At 66.9% G+C, this 19,606-nt stretch carries 18 protein-coding genes; 6 read left to right on the plus strand and 12 right to left on the minus strand.

The genetic code is table 11. From position 1 onward, the window contains the following. Position 1: 1 nt before the first annotated feature. The 5 genes from AC2IR1_RS20915 to AC2IR1_RS20935 all read right to left on the minus strand — a co-directional run bounded on the left by AC2IR1_RS20915 (position 2) and on the right by AC2IR1_RS20935 (position 3,949). Positions 2-724, minus strand: a complete 723-nt coding sequence (locus tag AC2IR1_RS20915; RefSeq protein ID WP_486473913.1) for a class II aldolase/adducin family protein — start codon at positions 722-724, stop codon at positions 2-4. Positions 725-793: 69 nt separating this feature from the next. After that, positions 794-1,249, minus strand: coding sequence for a YbhB/YbcL family Raf kinase inhibitor-like protein (locus AC2IR1_RS20920; RefSeq protein WP_486473914.1), 456 nt, complete (start codon positions 1,247-1,249; stop codon positions 794-796). Between the two features lie 27 nt (positions 1,250-1,276). Next, the gene (locus AC2IR1_RS20925) at positions 1,277-1,867 is read right to left on the minus strand and encodes an amino acid synthesis family protein (RefSeq protein ID WP_486473915.1); all 591 of its coding nucleotides are present in this window, start codon (positions 1,865-1,867) and stop codon (positions 1,277-1,279) included. A gap of 70 nt (positions 1,868-1,937) precedes the next feature. Further along, positions 1,938-3,077, minus strand: coding sequence for an FAD-dependent oxidoreductase (locus AC2IR1_RS20930; protein WP_486473916.1), 1,140 nt, complete (start codon positions 3,075-3,077; stop codon positions 1,938-1,940). Positions 3,078-3,118: 41 nt separating this feature from the next. Continuing rightward, positions 3,119-3,949 carry an alpha/beta fold hydrolase gene (locus tag AC2IR1_RS20935; protein ID WP_486473917.1) on the minus strand — a complete coding sequence of 277 codons (831 nt, stop codon included), beginning with the start codon at positions 3,947-3,949 and terminating at the stop codon, positions 3,119-3,121. Positions 3,950-4,140: 191 nt separating this feature from the next. On the opposite strand from AC2IR1_RS20935, the gene AC2IR1_RS20940 reads away from it, so the two are divergent. From AC2IR1_RS20940 to AC2IR1_RS20965, 6 genes are all read left to right on the plus strand, one after another. After that, entirely contained in the window at positions 4,141-4,812 is a 672-nt protein-coding gene (locus AC2IR1_RS20940; RefSeq protein WP_486473918.1) for a GntR family transcriptional regulator, read from the plus strand. Positions 4,813-5,220: 408 nt separating this feature from the next. Continuing rightward, the gene (locus tag AC2IR1_RS20945) at positions 5,221-6,405 is read left to right on the plus strand and encodes an ABC transporter substrate-binding protein (RefSeq protein WP_486473919.1); all 1,185 of its coding nucleotides are present in this window, start codon (positions 5,221-5,223) and stop codon (positions 6,403-6,405) included. Positions 6,406-6,525: 120 nt separating this feature from the next. Next, positions 6,526-7,386 (plus strand): ABC transporter ATP-binding protein, encoded by an 861-nt coding sequence (locus AC2IR1_RS20950; protein WP_486473920.1) that lies wholly within the window; start codon positions 6,526-6,528, stop codon positions 7,384-7,386. After that, the gene (locus AC2IR1_RS20955) at positions 7,383-8,087 is read left to right on the plus strand and encodes an ABC transporter ATP-binding protein (RefSeq protein ID WP_486473921.1); all 705 of its coding nucleotides are present in this window, start codon (positions 7,383-7,385) and stop codon (positions 8,085-8,087) included. The genes AC2IR1_RS20950 and AC2IR1_RS20955 overlap by 4 nt, the downstream gene beginning before the upstream one ends. A 3-nt stretch (positions 8,088-8,090) precedes the next feature. Next, the gene (locus tag AC2IR1_RS20960) at positions 8,091-9,098 is read left to right on the plus strand and encodes a branched-chain amino acid ABC transporter permease (RefSeq protein WP_486473922.1); all 1,008 of its coding nucleotides are present in this window, start codon (positions 8,091-8,093) and stop codon (positions 9,096-9,098) included. Next, positions 9,095-10,420 carry a branched-chain amino acid ABC transporter permease gene (locus tag AC2IR1_RS20965; RefSeq protein ID WP_486473923.1) on the plus strand — a complete coding sequence of 442 codons (1,326 nt, stop codon included), beginning with the start codon at positions 9,095-9,097 and terminating at the stop codon, positions 10,418-10,420. Before AC2IR1_RS20960 ends, AC2IR1_RS20965 begins: the two co-directional genes overlap by 4 nt. A gap of 144 nt (positions 10,421-10,564) precedes the next feature. On the opposite strand, the gene AC2IR1_RS20970 is transcribed toward AC2IR1_RS20965, so the two are convergent. The 7 genes from AC2IR1_RS20970 to acs form a co-directional block, all read right to left on the minus strand. After that, positions 10,565-11,989: a 3'-5' exonuclease gene (locus AC2IR1_RS20970; protein ID WP_486473924.1), complete on the minus strand. Its 1,425-nt coding sequence runs from the start codon at positions 11,987-11,989 to the stop codon at positions 10,565-10,567. Then, the gene (locus AC2IR1_RS20975) at positions 11,989-12,507 is read right to left on the minus strand and encodes a hypothetical protein (protein ID WP_486473925.1); all 519 of its coding nucleotides are present in this window, start codon (positions 12,505-12,507) and stop codon (positions 11,989-11,991) included. The genes AC2IR1_RS20970 and AC2IR1_RS20975 overlap by 1 nt, the downstream gene beginning before the upstream one ends. Before the next feature lie 90 nt (positions 12,508-12,597). Next, positions 12,598-14,457 carry a DUF294 nucleotidyltransferase-like domain-containing protein gene (locus tag AC2IR1_RS20980; RefSeq protein WP_486473926.1) on the minus strand — a complete coding sequence of 620 codons (1,860 nt, stop codon included), beginning with the start codon at positions 14,455-14,457 and terminating at the stop codon, positions 12,598-12,600. Between the two features lie 124 nt (positions 14,458-14,581). Then, positions 14,582-16,363, minus strand: coding sequence for a sodium:solute symporter family protein (locus tag AC2IR1_RS20985; protein WP_486473927.1), 1,782 nt, complete (start codon positions 16,361-16,363; stop codon positions 14,582-14,584). Positions 16,364-16,369: 6 nt separating this feature from the next. Continuing rightward, the gene (locus AC2IR1_RS20990) at positions 16,370-16,636 is read right to left on the minus strand and encodes a DUF4212 domain-containing protein (RefSeq protein ID WP_486473928.1); all 267 of its coding nucleotides are present in this window, start codon (positions 16,634-16,636) and stop codon (positions 16,370-16,372) included. A gap of 86 nt (positions 16,637-16,722) precedes the next feature. Beyond that, on the minus strand, positions 16,723-17,406 hold the full coding sequence (locus AC2IR1_RS20995) for an adenylate kinase (RefSeq protein ID WP_486473929.1): 684 nt from the start codon (positions 17,404-17,406) through the stop codon (positions 16,723-16,725). Between the two features lie 21 nt (positions 17,407-17,427). Then, positions 17,428-19,404 (minus strand): acetate--CoA ligase, encoded by a 1,977-nt coding sequence (gene acs, locus AC2IR1_RS21000; protein WP_486473930.1) that lies wholly within the window; start codon positions 19,402-19,404, stop codon positions 17,428-17,430. Between the last annotated feature and the right edge of the window lie 202 nt (positions 19,405-19,606).

Raw genomic sequence — 19,606 nt, forward strand, 5'->3', positions numbered from 1 at the left:
CTCAGAGAAGGCCCTTGAAACGAAGGGCTTCGGTCCAGTGGTCCCAGCCACGGTTGATCTGGGCACCGACAAGCTGTCCGGCGGCCTCGATTTCCCCGGGCGTCAGGTACTTGATGTTGCCCGCCTGGCGGCCAACGGTGTGGGCCTGGGCTTCCTGTTCCAGGTAGAAGGCGCGGAAGACCGTCTGGCGGATGGAATCGCCGACGTTCACGACGCCATGGCGGGCCATGATCACCACCGGGGACTCCCCCAGGGCCTCGGCGATCTCGGCACAGACCTCGGGGCTGCCGCCAAAGAGGTCGGTGTCGTCGCCCTGCTTGTCACGGATCTCGTAGACAGGCACCTGCTCGCCCAGGAAGGCCCCCATGTGGGTGACCGGGCGCAGCGGCAGGTCGATGAAGCTGTAGGGCAGCACGGCGGGGGAGTGGGTGTGCAGCACGCACATCACGTCCGGGCGGGCCTTGTAGACTTCGCTGTGAATGTAGCGTTCCAGGTAGGACGGGCGGTTGTCGGTGGTTTCACCGTCCAGGCCGATGGTCTGGATGTCGTCCTCGGTGATGCAGTTGGGCGCCAGCTTCTGCGCCAGCAGGAACTTGCTGGAATCCTCGGGATCCCGGACGCTGATATGTCCGAAGACATCCATGATGCCCTCGTTCACCAGGATCTTCGTTGCAATCACGAGCTCTTCGATCGCGATTTCACGCGCGGATTTTGTCTCGGTCAATGGTCGTCTCCCGTTGGAAGTGGGTGCCGGCGCAGCGACATGTCCCTGCCGCGCCGGACCTTGGGTCGCTCAGTTCGAGTAGGTGCCGACGATGCGGTTCTGCTCGATGATGTTGTCGGCATAGGTGGCCAGGAACTCTTCCCGGGTCGGCGTGCCCTCGACATGGGTGTCGAGCGCGTAGACCCAGAAGTAGTAATGGTGATCACCATGGCCCGCAGGCGGCTGCGGCCCGTAGTACTGCATGGCGCCGGCGCCGTTGGGGCCCACGCGGAACTTCTCCTGCGCGTCGGACAGGTCGGTGGTCGCCGGGTCGATCGCGTAGACGGTCCAGTGGGTGAACCCCTGCGCCAGCGGCGCGTCGGGGTCGTGGCAGATCACGGCCAGTTCCTTGGCCTCGGCCGGCACGCCGCTGACGGTCAGCTTCGGCAGGACGTTGCCCTTGTCGCCCGCATGTTCATCCCGCAGCCGCGTCAGCGGTGCGAAATCCTGCGAGGTGATCTTCAGATCCTTGATGTTCAGAGCCATGGGGGTCTCCTGTCTTGTCTTGCGGCCTCAGGCCGGAACCTGGATGTCCGCGGTCGTCTTGCCGCCGACACGTTGGTGAATACGCCCGCCGGTCGCCACGGCGACGCAGATCAGGATCTCGTCCGGGCGCGGTCCGTCGGGCACGCAGAAGGTCATCGCGTCATAGTGCGACCGGATGTAGAGCTCATCCTTGTGCGCCAGCGGGATGTCGATCGACGTCCCGGCAGAAGCCACCTTGCTGGCGGAGGAAATCCAAGCGGCGCCACCGCCGACCTGCTCACGCAGGGGGTTGCCGAACTCGGTCGTGACACAGGCCACGACATGTTCCTGCTCGCCCGCGATCCCGGCGATCCCGCCCTTGCCGTAGCTTTCCACCGGGCGGCCGCCCAGCATCGCGACCGCGCGTTCACCCAGGGCATGCCCGATGGCGGCGCTCGGCTTCGTCAGCGGCGAAAGATCGGCTACGAACTTTCCTGCAAAGGGGTTGCGGATGATCACGGCGGCAGCCGCCTTGATCAGCGAACCATTGGTATCGCCACCGTCATGCAGGAGCTCCTGCATGGAGCCGTACCAGCCCCTGACTTCGTAGTCTTTTTCGACCTGACTGGAATAGTTCATCTTCATCTCCTGATGGACAGGCTCGGGGCACGCGCGCCGGTCACGACGCGCGGCCCGGCCGGACCGTGGTTTACTGCGGCCACGAATAGACGCGGCGGATGGGGTCAAAGCGGTGGGCTTCCAGGACCGTCTCGGTGAACTGGTTGCCTTTCGACATCCCGCGCGAGGCGGCGAAATCGGCCGACATCTGCTGGGTGCGGTCGGTGATCGGGCGGATCGTCTTTTCCCAGGCGGGCAGCACGTCCTCGATCGCCTCGCCGGCTTCGACGTCCTGCGCCAGGGTGAAGGCATTCACCATGCCGCAACCCGCGCCCTGGGCCAGCGCCGGGCACATCGCGTGGGCCGCATCGCCCACCAGGGCGACCTTGCCACGGGTCCAGCTGTCCAGCTTGTTGGTCTGGTAGGTGTCGTAGCGGGCGTTCTCGATCTTGGCGGCATCCGCCAGGCAGGGTTCGAGGAAGGGGAACATCTCCACCCAGACATCCAGGTCCAGCGGCACCTTGGATCCGCGCGGATCCGCAGCCGGCGCCATCAGGCCCAGGTAAAGTTCCTCGTCGTTGCAGGGGGAGTAAAGGATCCGCTGAACGCGGGGCCAGTGGTTCCACATGTCGATGGTGTTGTCCCATTCGCCATGGCCCAGCTTGTCCTTGTGACGCGGCACGATCAGGCGGATGATCCCATCGCGGGAGCCCCAGCGTTCCATCTCGAAATCAAGCGAATCCCGCACCTTGGAGGCAACGCCATCGGCGCCGACGATCAGGTCGCCTTCCAGCACCTCGCCGGTCTGCAGCGTCAGACGGCCCGCGGGATCGGCCGACACCGCCTCGGAGTTCACGCGCAGTTCGACACCGACCTCCTTGGCACGGGCCACGAGGGCGTTGTGCAGGTGGGCGCGGGTCATCACCCGCCAGGGCAGACCGTTGAAGGTCTCCTTGGACATGGACTTGTTGTGCATCCAGGTCTCGTAGGCCGGCGGGGTGAAGGAGCCGTCCAGCACCTCTTCCAGGCAGTTGAGACCTTCCAGCACGCGAAGGCCGTTGTACCAAAGGTAGATGCCGGCGCCGAAGGCACGCAGTTCGGGGCTCTTTTCATGCAGCACGACATCCCAGCCGTTCTGACGCAGCGCAATTGCGGCGGTCAGCCCTGCAAACCCGCCGCCTGCAACCTGCGCGACGCGCGTTTTACCGTTGGTTTTGTTGACGTTGGCCATACTCTAAATCCTGTTGGGCAGTGTGAATTGGTCTCGGCGCCTCAGGCGTCGATGAAGTTTTTGATCGCGCTCAGGGTGACGTCGTGGGCCACCTCGTTGACGTAGTGGTCGGCCTTGGGCACGACGACGACGGGCAGATCGGGGCGCAGCGCATGGGTCTTTTCCAGCGCGGCGGCGGACACCAGCTTGCTCTCCGCGCCGCGCATCACCATGACCGGGCGGGTCACGTCGCGGAACGCCGGCACCAGGTCGGCCCGCAGCCCTTCCGCCGTCTGCGACATGGCAGAGGCAGAGGCCAGCGGGCGCAGCCCGCCTTCGACCTTCTGGTAGCCGCTGATGGCGCGGGTCACGATCGCCGGCGCCGGGATGTTGGGGTAGCGATTGGCCAGATAGCTCACCACGGCCTCATGATCCTCGAAGACCTGGTCGCCGGAATTCACCCGCGCCGACAGCGTGTCGAAGACCTCGGTCTCGATGTAGGGGGTGAAGTCGATCGCCACGACCGACCGGATCAGCTCCGGGTAGCGCGCGGCGGCGGTGACGGAATTGCGCGATCCCAGCGAATGCCCCACCAGGATGGCAGGACCACCGCCCAGCGTCCGGATCAGCGCCGCGATGTCATCGGCGAAGTCATCTGCCGCGTAACCGCTTTCCGGCTTATCGCTCAGCCCGTGGCCGCGCTGGTCCACGGCGACCGTGGTGAAGCGATCGGTGAACGCGGACATGAGCGGACCGAAAACGGCCGAGTTCGCGGTGATGCCATGGAAGAACAGCATCAGCGGCCCGGAGCCTGCCTTGCGGACGTTGAGCGTGATGCGGCCCGTGTCGATCCGCGCCGGATCGAACATGCTGGAAGTCAGGTCTTCCGCCATAGGGAGCCTCCCCGTGATTGCAGTGTGGTTGACGATTACTGACCATGCGTCATGAAACCTGTCAACCAGATTGTCAGACATTCTTTCAATCTTTTTTTCTGACAAAAGGCGAGCTGATGCTGTCCTGAGCAACCGACTTCGTGTACAAACGCCAATTAAGTCCACATCCCTGCAACTCATGAGAGACTGCGATGACGCCAGATTTGAACCTGCGGATTTCCCCTAGAACGGTCCAGCAGGAGACCGTCGAGAAACTGAGGCTCGCCATTTTTTCCGGGGTATTCCAGCCAGGTAGCCGTCTGGTCGAAAGTCAGCTCTGCGCCCAGCTGGGGGTTAGCCGCCCCTCGCTTCGCGAAGCCCTGCGCAGCCTGCAGGCCGAACGCCTGATAGAGATCATCCCCAACCGCGGCCCCTTCGTCCCCTCCCTGTCCTGGGAAGAGGCGACGGCCATCTACGACGTGCGTGAACTGCTCGAAGTAGAAGCAGCAGGGCGCTGCGCGGCACGGATCACCCCCGAACAGCTCAAGCAGCTGGAGGACTCCCTGCACGCTTTCGAGGCAGCATCGAACAGCGATGACAGCGTCGCACGCGTCATGACGGCGGCCGATTTCTACTCCATCATCCTGTCGAACTGCGGCAACCCGATCCTGGAAGAGGTGCACCGCAGTCTCGTCGCGCGGATCAGCTTCTTCCGTGGGCGCTCCATGTCCCTTGGCGGTCGGGCGCAAAGCAGCCTGGAAGAGATGCAGGCGATCTACGAGGCCATTGCCTCCGGCGATGAAAAGGCCGCCCGCAAGGCAGCGAAGAAACACCTGCACATGGCCAAGGCCGCAGCCAAGGCCTCGATGGATACTGACAGCTGATCGCCTTTCCGTGACCTGCACAAAGTTCGTGCAGTCTCGGCAGCTTCCTCCGGCCTCCCGGCTTTCCCCGGCCTCCCGCCCCCGCATGTCGCCCCGCACACTCGCGAATCACGACATGCCGCCGATGGCACGGGCGCCCCGCCCCTCGCCGGGGGGGGCGGCCCGGCTGCGGGTCACCCCCCGCACAGGGTGCCCCTACGGCAATTCATCCACACCACCGGCCTCTCTCTTGGGCAGCGGCCTCCCCTCTTTTTTCGACCGATCGGAAAATTTCCGTGATTACCCCTGCCCCCCCTCTTGACCTCCGGGGGTGGTTGTCCCCCATTCGGTACAGGCAAGAGTCATTCTCTTTGTTCTTACAATAAAACAGAGCGGGACCGGTCCACGGATCCCACTGGGAGATCACAAATGAAGAAAATCCTCATGGCATCCGCCGCCATCGCACTTTGCGCCTCTGCCGCAAGTGCCGATGACGTGAAACTGGGCGTCCTGCTGGGCTTCACCGGCCCGCTGGAATCCCTGGCGACCCCCATGGCCCTGGGCGCCGAGATGGCGATCAAGGAAGTCTCCGATTCCGGTGCCCTGCTGGATGGCGACACCGTTTCCGCCGTGCGTGGTGACTCCACCTGCATCGACGCCGCCGCCGCGACCGCCGCCGCCGAAACCATGGTCACCGCCGATGGCGTCTCCGGCATCGTGGGCGCCATGTGCTCCGGCGCGACCAGCGCCGTGCTGCAGAACGTCGGCCTGCCCAACGGCGTCGTGATGATCTCCCCCTCCGCCACCTCCCCCGCGCTCTCCTCCATGGAAGACGGCGGCTACTTCTTCCGCACCGCGCCCTCCGATGCGCGCCAGGGCGAAGTCATGGCCGACGAGATCATGGAAAAGGGCATCTCCTCCGTCGCGGTGACCTACACCAACAACGACTACGGCAAGGGCCTGGCCGACAGCTTTGAAAAGGCCTTCGAAGCGGCCGGTGGCACCGTCACCATCTCTGCCGCCCACGAAGACGGCAAGGGCGACTACTCCGCCGAAGTCGGCTCCCTCGCCTCTGCCGGTGGCGATGCGCTGGTGCTGATCGGCTACGTCGACCAGGGCGGCTCCGGCGTGCTGCGCGGCGCGCTCGACAGCGGCGCCTTCTACACCTTCGTCTTCCCCGACGGCATGGTCAGCCAGGCGCTCGAAGACAACTTCGGCTCCGAGCTGGACGGCTCCTTCGGCCAGCTGCCCGATTCCGAAGGCGAAGGCATGACCACCTACCTCGGCATGGCCGAAGCGGCGGGCTATGACGGCTCCTCCGCCTACTCCGGCGCGGCCTACGACAGCGCGGCGCTGATCCTGCTGGCCATGCAGGCCGCCGGCTCCACCGATCCCAAGGTCTACAAGGACAAGATCATGGAGATCGCAAACGGCCCGGGTGAAAAGATCTACCCCGGTGACCTGGCCAAGGGCCTCGAACTGCTGAAAGCCGGCACCGCCATCGACTACGACGGCGCCACGGCGGTCGAACTGATCGGTGAAGGCGAAGCCGCCGGCACCTTCCGCGAGATCGAGTTCGACGGCGGCAAGATCACCACGGTCAAGTACCGCTGATCTCCACGCATTGGAGGGGACGGCCCGGGCAGGACCCGGGCCGTCTTCCTTTGCAGCACGACAATCGGCCGAGAGCGGGCGCCCCTGCCGGCGCGTGCCCGGCGGAGTCCGAGGAAACCCATGATACGGGTCGAGAACCTAGTGAAATCCTTCGGCGGCTTTCACGCCGTCGACAATGCCAGCATAGAGATCGCCACCGGGTCGATCACGGGCCTGATCGGCCCCAACGGCGCTGGCAAATCCACCCTCTTCAACGTCATTGCCGGGGTCCACGCGCCCACCGCGGGCCGCGTCACCATGGATGGCGAGGACATCACCGGCCTGACGCCGCATGAACTCTTCCACAAGGGTCTGCTGCGCACCTTCCAGATCGCCCATGAATTCCCCACCCTCACCGTGCGGGAAAACCTGATGATGGTCCCCGCGGCCCAGTCGGGCGAAACGCTCTGGAACACCTGGTTCGCGCGCGGCCGCATCCGGGCCGAGGAAAAGGCCCTGGCCGCCAAGGCCGATGACGTGCTCGATTTCCTGACGATCAGCCACCTGGCCGAGGAAAAGGCCGGCAACCTCTCCGGCGGGCAGAAGAAGCTGCTGGAACTGGGCCGCACCATGATGGTCGAGGCCAAGATCGTCTTCCTGGACGAGGTCGGCGCGGGCGTGAACCGCACCCTGCTGAACACCATCGGCGATGCCATCGTCCGGCTGAACCGCGAACGCGGCTACACCTTCTGCGTCATCGAACATGACATGGATTTCATCGGCCGCCTCTGCGACCCGGTGATCGTCATGGCCGAGGGCAAGGTGCTGGCCGAAGGCCCCGCCGAACACATCATGGAAAACGAGGCCGTGATCGAAGCCTACCTGGGCACCGGCCTGAAGAACAAGGTCGCCGCCGAGGAAACCGCCGAAGCCGCCGCGGGCGAGGACCTCGGCGCGCAGCCGGGCCTGGGCGACGAAGCCGGCAAGGGAGGCCAGGCATGAGCTATCTCGACGCATCCCGGATGACCGGCGGCTACGGCAAGGCCGACATCCTGCACGACTGCACCCTCACCGTCGACAAGGGCCAGATCGCCGTGATCGTCGGCCCCAACGGCGCGGGCAAGTCCACGGCGATGAAGGCCGTCTTCGGCATGCTGCCGCTGCGCTCCGGCTCCGTCACGCTGGACGGCACCGACATCACCGCGCTGTCGCCGCAGGACCGGGTGAAGAAGGGCATGGGCTTCGTGCCCCAGGTCAACAACGTCTTCCCCACCATGTCGGTGGAGGAAAACCTCGAAATGGGCGCCTTCATCCGCGATGACGACTTCTCCGACACGCTGGAACAGGTCTACCACCTCTTCCCGATCCTGAAGGAAAAGCGCCGCCAGAACGCGGGCGAACTTTCGGGCGGCCAGCGTCAGCAGGTCGCCGTCGGCCGCGCGCTGATGACGAAGCCCAAGCTGCTGATGCTCGACGAACCCACCGCAGGCGTCTCCCCCATCGTGATGGACGAACTCTTCGACCGCATCATCGAGGTCGCCCGTACCGGCATCTCGATCCTGATGGTGGAACAGAACGCCCGCCAGGCGCTGGAGATCGCGGACCGCGGCTATGTCCTCGTGCAGGGCGCCAACAAGTACACCGACACCGGCAAGGCCCTCCTGGCCGATCCGGAAGTCCGCCGCACCTTCCTGGGGGGCTGAGACATGGAAATCATCAATGCACTGGTGGCGCTGACGAATTACGTCATCATCCCCGCCACCTCCTACGGGGCGCAGCTGGCGCTTGGCGCGCTCGGCGTCACGCTGATCTACTCGATCCTGCGGTTTTCGAACTTCGCCCATGGCGACACCATGGCCTTCGGCACCGGGGTCGTCATCCTGGTGACCTGGGGCCTGCAGGCCATGGGGATCAGCTTCGGCCCGCTGCCCACGGCGCTGCTGGCCCTGCCCTTCGGCATCCTCGCCACGGCGGTGCTGCTTCTGGGCACCGACCGGGTGGTCTACCGCTACTACCGCCGCATCCGGGCGCAGCCGGTGGTGCTGGTCATGGTCTCGGTCGGGGTGATGTTCGTCATGAACGCCCTCACCCGCTTCCTGATCGGCGTCGACCAGATCAACTTCGCCGACGGTGAACGCTTCATCATCAGCGCCCGCACCTGGCACGAGATGACCGGCATGCGCGAACCGCTGACCCTGCGCACGACGCAACTGATCACCATGGTCACCGCCGCCATCGTCGTCGCCGCGCTCTTCTGGTTCCTGGGCCGCACCCGCACCGGCAAGTCCATGCGAGCCTTTTCCGACAACGAGGACCTGGCCCTCCTGTCGGGCATCGACCCCGACCGCGTGGTCAAGGTCACCTGGATCATCACCGCCGCGCTTACGACCATCGCCGGCACGCTCTACGGGCTCGACAAGTCGTTCAAGGCCTTCACCTACTTCCAGATCGTCCTGCCGATCTTCGCCGCCGCCATCGTCGGCGGCATCGGCAACCCGGTGGGCGCCATCGCGGGCGGCTTCATCATCTCCTTCTCCGAAGTGGGCCTGACCTACGCCTGGAAGAAGGTCGCGGGCTACCTGATCCCCGGCTGGCAGCCCGACGGGCTGATCCAGCTCCTCTCCACCGACTACAAGTTCGCGGTCAGCTTCGTGATCCTCATCCTGGTGCTGATCTTCCGACCCACCGGCATCTTCAGGGGGAAAGTGGTATGAGCACGTCCCGCCAACCCGACAGCACCTCCCGCCTGCGTGCGCCGCTGTTCTTCGCCATCCTCGCCCTGCTGATCCTGGTCGAGGGGCTGACCACCGGCTGGAACTCCGCGCTCGGCATCCTCAACATGGGGCTGATCTCGGCCATCATGGCTCTCGGCATCAACCTGCAATGGGGCACCGCCGGGCTCTTCAACGCGGGCGCCATGGGCTTCCTCGCGCTCGGCGGCATCGCCCCGGTGCTGATCTCCATGCCGCCCACCCCCGGCGCCTTTGCCGCAGGCGGACCGGGGATCATCACCGCGCTGGCCATCGCCGCCATCACCCTGCTGCTGGCCGTTCTCACCTGGCGCCGCCTGACCCGGCGACGCGGCCTCGCCGTCACGGCGATCCTGGTCCTGGGCTTCGTCCTCTACCGCGGCATCTTCGATCCGGCGGTCGAGGCGATCGAGGCGATCAACCCCTCCGCCGCAGGCAACCTCGGCGGGCTGGGCTGGCCCACGCTGATCTCCTGGCCCGTGGGCGCGGCGCTGGCCGCCGGCGCCGCCTGGCTGGTGGGCAAGACCGCCCTCGGCCTGCGCTCCGACTACCTGGCCATCGCCACGCTCGGCATCGCGGAAATCCTCGTCGCCGTGCTGAAGAACGAACAATGGCTCGACCGGGGCGTGCTGAACGTCAACGGCATCCCGCGCCCCTGGCCCGTGCCCTATGAAATCGACCTGCAGGGCAACCCCGGCTTCGTCGAAAAGGCCCAGGCCTGGGGCATGGATCCGACGCTGGCCTCCACCCTGCTGGTGAAGCTCGCCTTCCTCGCGCTCTTCACCGTGGTGCTGCTGGTGCTGATCTGGGGCGCCGAACTGGCGTTGAAATCGCCCTGGGGCCGGATGATGCACGCCATCCGCGACAACGAAACCTCGGCCGCGGCCATGGGCAAGAACATCACCCGCCGCCACCTGCAGGTCTTCGTCATCGGCTCCGCCGTGATCGGGCTCGCGGGGGCGATGATGATCTCCCTCGACGGGCAGATGACGCCCTCGGCCTATAACCCGCTGCGCTACACCTTCCTGGTGCTGGTGATGGTGATCGTCGGCGGCTCCGGCAGCAACTGGGGCTCCGTCCTGGGCGGGGTGCTGATCTGGTATCTCTGGGTCAAGGCGGGCGACTGGGGTCCCGGCATCATGCAGGCGATGGTCTCCCCCCTGCCCGATGGCGGCTTCAAGACCCACATGATCAACTCCGCCGCCCATATGCGGATGCTGCTCATGGGGGTGCTGCTGCTCCTCGTGCTGCGGTTCAGCCCGCGCGGGCTGCTGCCCGAACGCTGACCGCACCCCCAGGCCGAAAAACCGAACGCCCCGCACAGCCACGCGGGGCGTTTTCATTCCCCCCGCCGGCACCCGGGCGGAGATTCCGAACCCTGTCCCCCGACGCCAGCCCATGGGACAGCCCCGGGCCCAACCTTGCAGACATCAGTCCACGTCGGGGTTCATGTCCGGCAGCAACCTCGGGTGCCGTTTCTGCGCCCGGATCAGCTCCCGCAGGGTCGTCACGCCGCGCGCCTCGAACAGCTGGCACATCCTCAGGAAGACCCGCGCCGTCGCCTGGGCATCGCCCAGCGCGCTGTGCCGGATGTCCATGGGGAAGGGCACCTCCAGCCGGTTCGCCAGCATCTCCAGCGTCAGCGGGCGGTCCGTGCCCAGAAGCTCCGCCCCCAGCAGGACGGTATCCAGCACCGGGTGATCCAGCGTCACGCCCGTGGCGCGGGCATGGCGGTTCATGAAGGCCACGTCGAAAGGCGCGTTATGCGCCACCAGAACCGACCCTTCGGCGAAATCGAGAAAGCGCGCCCCGGCCTCCGCCATGGGCGGCGCGCCGGCCACCATGCGGTCGGTGATGCCGTGAATGGCGCTCGACCGCGCCGGGATCGCCCGGCCCGGGTTGACGAAGGTCGCGAACTGCTCCCCCGGGACCAGCTTCATCCCCAGTACCCGGATCGCGCCGATCTGCACCACCTCGTCCCGCGCGGGCAGCAGCCCCGTGGTTTCCGTGTCGAAGATCACGAAGGTCAGATCCGTCAGCTTCCGATCCAGAAGGGAGGCGCCCTCAGGTCCCGCCCCGGTACCCGCCAGCGGCGGCAGGCTGAAATCATAGGCCAGCGGGCGTTCGGCCCGCGCGGCCTGTTCCACGTCCAGCGTCAGCAGGCACCCGCTGCCGGCGGCCAGCCGCCGCAGTTCCCCGCCGTAGACGGCATGGCCGTCCACCGTCGACAGGCTCATCGTCGCGGCCTCCCCCGGGGACAGCTGCGCCAGCAGGGCGCGCGGCTCGCTCATGTCGAACCATTGCGACAGCGGCTGGCCCAGCGCGGGCGGGCGCACCGCCTCCAGCGCTGCGGCGGCCTGACCATCGTACAGAAGGATCCGCTCCGCCTCGTCCAGAACGATCACCGCCAGCGGGATCTCCGACAGCAGGGCGGTCAGCCGTTCGCGCTCCTCCCGCAGGTGCTGCGCTTCGCCCGCCAGCCCTTCGACCGCGCCCATCGTGCCCTCGCCGATGCGGCGGCTCAGGGCGCTTGCGGCCGGGCCCAGGTCGCCCAGGTAGCGCGCGGGCCCGGCTTCGACCGCGCCCAGCCCCGCATCGGCCTTCAACCGCATGTCCACCGCCAGCCGCTGGATCGGCCGGGCGATATGTTCGTCGAACAGCTGCCAGACCCCGGCGACGATCCCCGCGATGGCAAAGCCCGCGACCAGGCCCGCGGTGACAAACCCACCCCCGCCGCCCCCATCGCCCGCGTGGCGGAAGCCGACCCAGAGGCCCAGCGCCAGCGCCACCAGCGCACCGGCCCCGAGGGCCGCGAAGAACAGCCCGATCCGCAGGCGCAGGCTCAACCGTTCCATCATGCGCCCCCGCAGACCGTTGCGATGACCGGGTCATCGGCGCCCATCTGGCGGAAGGTGGCGCCGGTCACGCCCTCTGGCGTCACCTCCGCCCCGCCCGTCAGGTCGGCGCGGCGCCCGCCGGCGCAGTCGACGGCGACATGCATCGCCCGCGTCGGCTGCCAGCGCGCGAAGGCATAGACGGAGGTCACGGTGACCTCTGGATCGCCGCCCACCACCTGCCGCGCGCCCCGGTCCACCGCGATGAACCGCGTGGTGAAGGGAAAGGCCAGCGTCCAGGGCCGCCAGTAGGCGCGTTCCTCTGCCGTGACGGCCACCACCACGCCGCCGGGCAAGCCGGCGCTGGTGCGCGGGTACCAGTCGTATTCGCTCCAGATCGCCAGGGCGAGCATGGCCGCCCCCGCCGCGACCGGCATCAGCCAGCGCGGCAACCGCCCGCCCGAAAGCTTGCCCGCGATCAGGGCCAGACCGGCCCCGGCCAGGCCCGCCACGAAGACCGCGATGATTTCGAAGAACATTCTCTCTCCCTCCAGGCGCCTCCGCCTGCTCCCACTTCCGTCCCGGCGCGCCGTCTGTCCCGGCGCACCACCCGTCAGCTCACCATCTTGTCAGCTGACGGTCGCGCGGCCCTGTCCCAGGGCCGACTGCATCGTCCGCACCACCACGAAGGCATCCCGCAGGTGGCTGCGCTCGAAATCCGACAGCTCCGGCAGCGGCAGGAAGTTGTCCGCCGTGCCGCCCTCCCGGATCAGGCCCGCCTGGTGGCGCAGCCGAGTGTCGGCGATCAGGTCGTAGGCGTCCAGCAGATCCCGCGCCCCGGCGGCGGAAACGGGCCCGCCGGCGGCGGCCTCGATCCGGGCGCGGGTGTTTACCGCCCCGATCCGCCCCTGCAAGGCATAGATCCGGCCCAGGTCCACCACCGGCACCACGCCCGACATCTTCAGATCCACCGTGTCCTTGTGATCGCCCGACCGGATCCGCGCGATCGACCGGAACAGCCCCAGCGGCGGCTGATGCTTCAGCGCATTGGCCACCATATGCGCCACGAAGATCGAATTCGCCGCCGCCGCCTCCAGCCCCTCGGCCTGCAGGGCCTCGAAAAGGCGCAGCTCCCCGCCCACGCAGCGCAGGTCGAACATGACGGAGGCCAGCATCTGCGCCTCCGGCACCGGCTTGCCGATCCAGCCCGCGAAATAGCCCCGCCAGACCGACAGCGGCTGACACCAGCGCGGCGTCATCGCCATCATCTCTCCTGGGCAATGCACGTAGCCCGCCAGGTGCAGCCCGTCGCAGACGAACTTCGCCAGCGCCGCGAAATAGGCCATGTCCTGCGCCGTCGCGGCATCGTCCAGGATCAGGCAATTGTCCTGGTCGGTGACGCCCGTCTGTTCCGCCCGGCCCTGGCTGCCACAGGCGCACCAGGCATAGGGCACCGGCGGCGGGCCCAGCTGCGCCTCGGCCAGGGCCAGCAGGCGCCGCGTGGCGGCATCGGCCACGTCGGTGATCAGCCGCGTCACCACGTCGTGCCGGCTGCCCGATCCCACCAGCTGCACCAGCATCGCCGGGATCCGCGCCGTGACCGCCGCGATCTCCGCCACGTCCTGCGCCGCCGCGATCCCGGAGATCACCCAGCCCGATGTCACCGCCTGGCGCCGCATCAGGTCCGTCCGGCTGACGATGCCGCGGATCTCGCCCTCCTCGACCACCGGGATATGCCCGATCCGCCGTTCCAGCATCGCATGCAGCGCGTCAGAGCCCAGCGCGCCCGGCGGCAGGGTCAGTGGCGCCTGCGTCATCACCGCGCGCACCGGCGTGTCGGGCGGAAGCCCCGCGCCCAGGACCCGGCCAGACAGGTCGCGCATGGTCACCACCCCCTGCAGCCCACCATCGACCACCAGCAGGGAGGAAATCCCCGCCCGGTGCATCACCTGCGCCGCCTCCGCCGCAGGCGTGCAGGGCAGGCAGCTCCGCGGCGCGCGGGTCATCAGCTCTCCCAGCCGGGCGGTGGTCACATCGGCGGGCCGCGCGCTCACCCGTCGCGCCTCGCCCCGTTCGAAGAACCGCCGGAAGGCGGGCTCACGCTCCAGCAGGGCGCGGAACCCCTCCGCCTGCAGCACCAGAAGCTTGACCCCGGTCCGCGCCACCGCCGTGGTGGCCGCGATCCCGTCGCGCATCAGGCCGCGCTCGCCGAAACTGTTGCCGGTCTTCAGCCGCGACAGCTCGGCCCCCATGTCAGCGCCCGAACCAGCGCCCGAACCAGCGCCCGTACCAGTCCCCGCGCCATCACGGATCGACACCTCGCCGCCGCGAATGACGTATAGCCCCGGCGCCGGCGCGCCACGGGTATAGATCACCTCCCCCGGGGCGAGGTCCTGCACCGTGAACAGCGCCGCCACCTCTTCCAGCACCTCCGGCGGGAAGGCGGAATAGGGATGCAGCCCGGACAGGAAATTGGCGGTGTCACCCATCTGCGAACCCCTGAAGAACCATGAACATTACGCACTCACCCTCACCCGGACAGCCTAACCGGGACCACGAAATATGAAAGGGGCCGCGGCGATGCGCGGCCCCTCTTTTGCTCTGCCGCAGGGCTCAGTGATCCTGGGCCGCCCCCGCGCCACGGGGGATGCGGACGCTTTCCACCAGGGCTTCGATCTCTGCCGGGATCTTGCCGGTGGATTTCGACACCGCGAAGGCCACGGCGAAGTTCACCAGCGCGCCCACCGCCCCGAAGGAGGTCGACTTGATCCCGATCAGCAGCGGCTCCGCATCGGTGAAGCTGTTGGTGCCGGGGATGAAGAACCACCCCTTGTGCAGGAAGATGTAGAGCAGGGTGACGATCAGACCGGCCAGCATGCCGGCCACGGCGCCCTTGTTGTTCACCTTGGTGAAGATGCCCATCATCAGCACGGGGAAGATCGACGATGCTGCCAGGCCGAAGGCCAGCGCCACGGTCTGCGCCGCAAAGCCCGGCGGGTTCAGGCCCAGCCAGGTGGCCACCGCGATGGCCACGGCCATGGCGACCCGCGCGGACATCAGCTCCCCCTTCTCGCTGATGTTGGGCGTCAGCTGCCCCTTCATCAGGTCGTGCGACACGGCAGAGGAGATTGCCAGCAAAAGCCCCGCCGCCGTCGACAGCGCCGCCGCAAGGCCGCCCGCCGCGATCAGGCCGATGACCCAGCTGGGCAGGTTGGCGATTTCAGGATTGGCGAGCACCAGGATATCCCGGTTGAAGTTGTTCAGCTCGTTGCCCTGCCAGCCTTCCGCATCGGCGCGCGCCTGCATGTCGGGGTTCGCGTCGTTGTAGTACTGGATCTTGCCGTCGCCGTTCAGGTCTTCCCAGCCCAGCATGCCCGTCTGCTGCCAGGTGGCCATCCAGTCGTAGGTCGGATCGCTCTCGATCTGTTCCAGGCTGACGGCCTCGCCGCTGGTGCCGTTGGGCCAGAACTGCTGGGTGATGTTCAGCCGCGCCATGGCGCCCACGGCCGGGGCCGTCAGGTACAGCAGCGCGATGAAGACCAGCGCCCAGCCGGCGGACCAGCGGGCATCGGCCACGCGGGGCACGGTGAAGAAGCGCATGATGACATGCGGCAGCCCGGCGGTGCCGATCATCAGCGACAGGGTGAACAGCACCAGGTTCAGCGTATCCCCGTTGTGGGCGGTATATTCGTTGAAGCCCAGCTCGGTCACGATGGCGTCCAGCTTCTGCAGCAGGGGCTCTCCGCTGGCCACGTCGGTGCCGAACAGACCCAGCCCCGGGATCGGGTTGCCGGTCAGCTGCAACGAGATGAAGATCGCCGGGATCGTGTAGGCCAGGATCAGCACGACGTATTGCGCCACCTGGGTATAGGTCACGCCCTTCATGCCGCCGAAGACGGCATAGGCAAAGACGATCACGGCGCCGATCAGCAGGCCGGTGGTGTTGTCGACCTCCAGGAAGCGGCCGAAGGCCACGCCCACGCCGGTCATCTGGCCGATCACATAGGTGACGGAACAGATGATCAGGCAGATCACGGCCACAAGGCGCGCGGTCGGGCTGTAGAAGCGATCCCCGATGAACTCCGACACGGTGAACTTGCCGAACTTGCGCAGGTAGGGCGCCAGCAGCAGCGCCAGCAGGACGTATCCGCCCGTCCAGCCCATCAGGAAGGCCGAGTTGTCGTAGCCCACGAAGGCGATGAGACCCGCCATGGACAGGAAGCTTGCCGCCGACATCCAGTCGGCCGCCGTGGCCATGCCGTTGGTGATCGGGTGCACGCCCCGGCCAGCCGCATAGAATTCGGAGGTGGAGCCCGCACGGGCCCAGATCGCGATGCCGATGTAGATCGCGAAGGACGCGCCCACGAACAGCAGGTTGATGGTGAACTGATCCATGTCGTCTTACTCCTCGTCGACGCCGTATTCCTGGTCGAGCTTGTTCATGCGCCAGGCGTAGAAGAAGATGATGGCCAGGAAGACCAGGATGGAGCCCTGCTGGGCGAACCAGAACCCCAGGTCGGACCCGCCCACCTGGATGCCCCTGATCAGCGGCCGCAACAGGATGCCGAAGCCAAAGGAAACCAGCGCCCAGATGACGAGGCTGATCTTGATGATACGGACGTTGGCGGACCAGTAGCCCTTCCCGTCGCTTTCGGGTTGCGTTGACATTACCCCTCCTCCTTGGTTGTCGTTATGTGCCGGAACGCGGCCCCCTCCTCCGGCGGCCGCGCTCTCCGTTTCCGAGGCGTCCGGTCCTAGCCGGTCACGCCCTCGGCGATCCGGTTCATCCGGGCGGAGACCTCGGCGATCTCCTGCATCGCATCCACCGTGCTCAGCGCCCCGCGCCCGGCGTAATAGCCGATCAGCGGTGCGGTCTGGGCGTGGTAGGCTTCCAGCCGGGCGGCCACCGTCTCCGCGCGGTCATCGGCGCGGCGCACCATCTCCGTGCCGCCGCACTTGTCGCAGACACCTTCCACCGCGGTTGGCTTGAACCGGTCGTGATACCCCTCGCCACAGGACTTGCAGGTGAAGCGCCCGCTGATCCGCTCGACCATGGCCGCGTCATCGACTTCCAGCGAAATCGCCGCGTCGATCCGCTGGCCCCGGGCCTCCAGCAGCGCATCCAGCGCCGCCGCCTGGCCGGTGGTGCGCGGGAAGCCGTCCAGGATCACGCCCCGGGTCACGTCCGGCGCATCCAGCCGCTCTGTCAGGATGGCCAGGACGATCTCGTCCGACACCAGCCCGCCCGCATCCATCACCGCCTTGGCGGCCCTGCCCGCCTCGGTCCCCGCAGCCACGGCCCCGCGCAGCAGGTCGCCGGTCGACAGCTGCACCAGCCCGAACCGCTCTTCCAGCAGCCGCGCCTGGGTGCCCTTGCCCGCGCCCGGCGGGCCCAGCAGGATCAGCACCGGCGGCGCGCTATGACGTTGTCCGTCCATGGATCTTCTCCCTGTGGCCGCTCAGGCGCGGTTCATGCGGTTTTCGATCAGCTCATCCACCACCGACGGATCCGCCAGGGTCGAGGTATCGCCAAGGCTGCCGAAATCGTTCTCCGCGATCTTGCGCAGGATGCGGCGCATGATCTTGCCCGACCGCGTCTTGGGCAGGCCCGGCGCCCATTGCACCAGGTCGGGGCTGGCGATCGGCCCGATCTCGGTCCGGACCCAGGCGCGCAGCTCCTTGATCAGCTCGTCCGAAGGCTCCACCCCGTTCATCAGCGTGACGTAGCAGTAGATCCCCTGCCCCTTCACCGCATGCGGGTAACCAACCACGGCGGCCTCCGCGACCTTGTGGTGCGCCACCAGCGCGCTTTCGACCTCGGCCGTGCCCATGCGGTGGCCGCTGACGTTGATCACGTCATCGACGCGGCCGGTGATCCACAGGTCGCCATCCTCGTCGGCGCGGCAGCCGTCGCCGGTGAAGTAATAGCCCTTGTACTGCTGGAAATAGGTCGCCTCGAACCGCTCGTGATCGCCCCAGACGGTGCGCATCTGGCCCGGCCAACTGTCCTTCAGCGCCAGCACGCCCTCGGTCGGGCGCTCGGTGATCTCCTCGCCCGTCGTGGCATCCAGAACCACGGTCTGCACGCCGAAGAAGGGCTTCATCGCCGACCCGGGCTTGGTCGCATGGGCGCCGGGCAGCGGGGTCAGAAGATGCCCCCCCGTCTCGGTCTGCCACCAGGTGTCCACGATGGGGCAGCGCCCCTTGCCGACCTTGTCGTTGTACCAGTTCCAGGCCTCGGGGTTGATCGGCTCCCCCACCGTGCCAAGCAGCTTCAGGCTCGACAGGTCGCACTTCTCGACGAACTCGTCGCCCTGCCCCATCAGCGCCCGCAGCGCGGTCGGCGCGGTGTAGAACTGGTTCACCTTGTGCTTCTCCACCACTTCCCAGAAGCGGCTGGCATCGGGCCAGGTCGGCACGCCCTCGAACATCACCGTGGTCGCGCCATTGGCCAGCGGACCATAGACGATATAGGTATGCCCGGTGACCCAGCCGACATCGGCGGTGCACCAGTAGACATCGCCCTCGTGGTAATCGAACACCACCTCGTGGGTCAGCGCCGCATAGGTCAGATACCCGCCAGAGGTATGCACCACCCCCTTGGGTTTCCCGGTGGAGCCGGAGGTGTAGAGGATGAACAGCGGATCTTCCGCATTCATCGGGCGCGGCGGGCATTCCGGCGCGGCATGGGACATCAGGTAATTCAGGTCCCCGTCCCGCCCGTCGATCCAGCTGGTCTGATCGCCCGTGTGCTTCACCACCAGGCAGCGCACCTTGTCCGAACAGTGCAGCAGCGCCGCATCGGTGTTGGATTTCAGCGGCGTGCGCCTGCCGCCGCGCGGGGCGGTATCGGCGGTGATCACCACCTTGGCGCCGCAATCGTTGATCCGGTTGGCCAGCGCATCGGGGCTGAACCCGGCAAAGACGATGGAATGGATGGCGCCGATCCGCGCGCAGGCCAGCATGGCATAGGCCGCTTCGGGGATCATCGGCAGGTAGATCACCACCCGGTCGCCCCGCATCACGCCCTGGCTCAGCAGGACATTGGCCATGCGGTTCACCTTGTCCGACAGCTCGGCATAGGTGATGTGGCGGGCGGGTTCATTGGGGTCATCGGGTTCGAACAGGATCGCGGTCTGATCCGCCCGGGTCTTCAGGTGCCGGTCCACGCAGTTGACGGCGACGTTCAGGAAGCCGTCCTCGAACCACTTGATGTTGACGCGGCCGAAATCGAAGCAGGTGTTCTTGATCCGCGTCGGGCGGGTGATCCAGTCCAGCCGCTCCGCCTGCTCGGACCAGAACCCCTCCGGATCCTCGACCGAACGCGCATACATCGCGTCATAGGTCGCCAGGTCGACATTGGCATTGGCCACGAACTCATCGGACGGCGGCACGACAGCATTCGCGGTCCCGCCTGCGGGCATGGCTACGTTCATGGAACTCCTCCTGCGTCAGTTTCGGCACCTCCGCGCCCGGGACGGACCTCCTTCCGTCGCGGGACCCTGGCCGTGAAGCCGGTGCCATAAATTGGACAGCCCCATAGAAAAGTCCTTTCTAGTGATTTGTAAACATTAAGTTTATCTGTAAATTTATTTCCACGCGAACCTGTGAATATGAAAATTCATTCACAACCCCCGG

The sequence above is a fragment of the Pseudooceanicola sp. NS-SX8 genome (assembly GCF_057380755.1).

Bases quoted from the DNA above. Each gene is read 5' to 3' on its own strand.
- AC2IR1_RS20990 (WP_486473928.1), bottom strand. From the start codon at position 16,636: ATGTCAACGCAACCCGAAAGCGACGGGAAGGGCTACTGGTCCGCCAAC.
- AC2IR1_RS20950 (WP_486473920.1), top strand. From the start codon at position 6,526: ATGATACGGGTCGAGAACCTAGTGAAATCCTTCGGCGGCTTTCACGCC.
- AC2IR1_RS20975 (WP_486473925.1), bottom strand. From the start codon at position 12,507: ATGTTCTTCGAAATCATCGCGGTCTTCGTGGCGGGCCTGGCCGGGGCC.
- AC2IR1_RS20935 (WP_486473917.1), bottom strand. From the start codon at position 3,949: ATGGCGGAAGACCTGACTTCCAGCATGTTCGATCCGGCGCGGATCGAC.
- AC2IR1_RS20930 (WP_486473916.1), bottom strand. From the start codon at position 3,077: ATGGCCAACGTCAACAAAACCAACGGTAAAACGCGCGTCGCGCAGGTT.
- AC2IR1_RS20940 (WP_486473918.1), top strand. From the start codon at position 4,141: ATGACGCCAGATTTGAACCTGCGGATTTCCCCTAGAACGGTCCAGCAG.
- AC2IR1_RS20925 (WP_486473915.1), bottom strand. From the start codon at position 1,867: ATGAACTATTCCAGTCAGGTCGAAAAAGACTACGAAGTCAGGGGCTGG.
- AC2IR1_RS20995 (WP_486473929.1), bottom strand. From the start codon at position 17,406: ATGGACGGACAACGTCATAGCGCGCCGCCGGTGCTGATCCTGCTGGGC.
- AC2IR1_RS20920 (WP_486473914.1), bottom strand. From the start codon at position 1,249: ATGGCTCTGAACATCAAGGATCTGAAGATCACCTCGCAGGATTTCGCA.
- AC2IR1_RS20970 (WP_486473924.1), bottom strand. From the start codon at position 11,989: ATGGAACGGTTGAGCCTGCGCCTGCGGATCGGGCTGTTCTTCGCGGCC.
- AC2IR1_RS20985 (WP_486473927.1), bottom strand. From the start codon at position 16,363: ATGGATCAGTTCACCATCAACCTGCTGTTCGTGGGCGCGTCCTTCGCG.
- AC2IR1_RS20945 (WP_486473919.1), top strand. From the start codon at position 5,221: ATGAAGAAAATCCTCATGGCATCCGCCGCCATCGCACTTTGCGCCTCT.
- AC2IR1_RS20960 (WP_486473922.1), top strand. From the start codon at position 8,091: ATGGAAATCATCAATGCACTGGTGGCGCTGACGAATTACGTCATCATC.
- acs (WP_486473930.1), bottom strand. From the start codon at position 19,404: ATGAACGTAGCCATGCCCGCAGGCGGGACCGCGAATGCTGTCGTGCCG.
- AC2IR1_RS20965 (WP_486473923.1), top strand. From the start codon at position 9,095: ATGAGCACGTCCCGCCAACCCGACAGCACCTCCCGCCTGCGTGCGCCG.
- AC2IR1_RS20955 (WP_486473921.1), top strand. From the start codon at position 7,383: ATGAGCTATCTCGACGCATCCCGGATGACCGGCGGCTACGGCAAGGCC.
- AC2IR1_RS20980 (WP_486473926.1), bottom strand. From the start codon at position 14,457: ATGGGTGACACCGCCAATTTCCTGTCCGGGCTGCATCCCTATTCCGCC.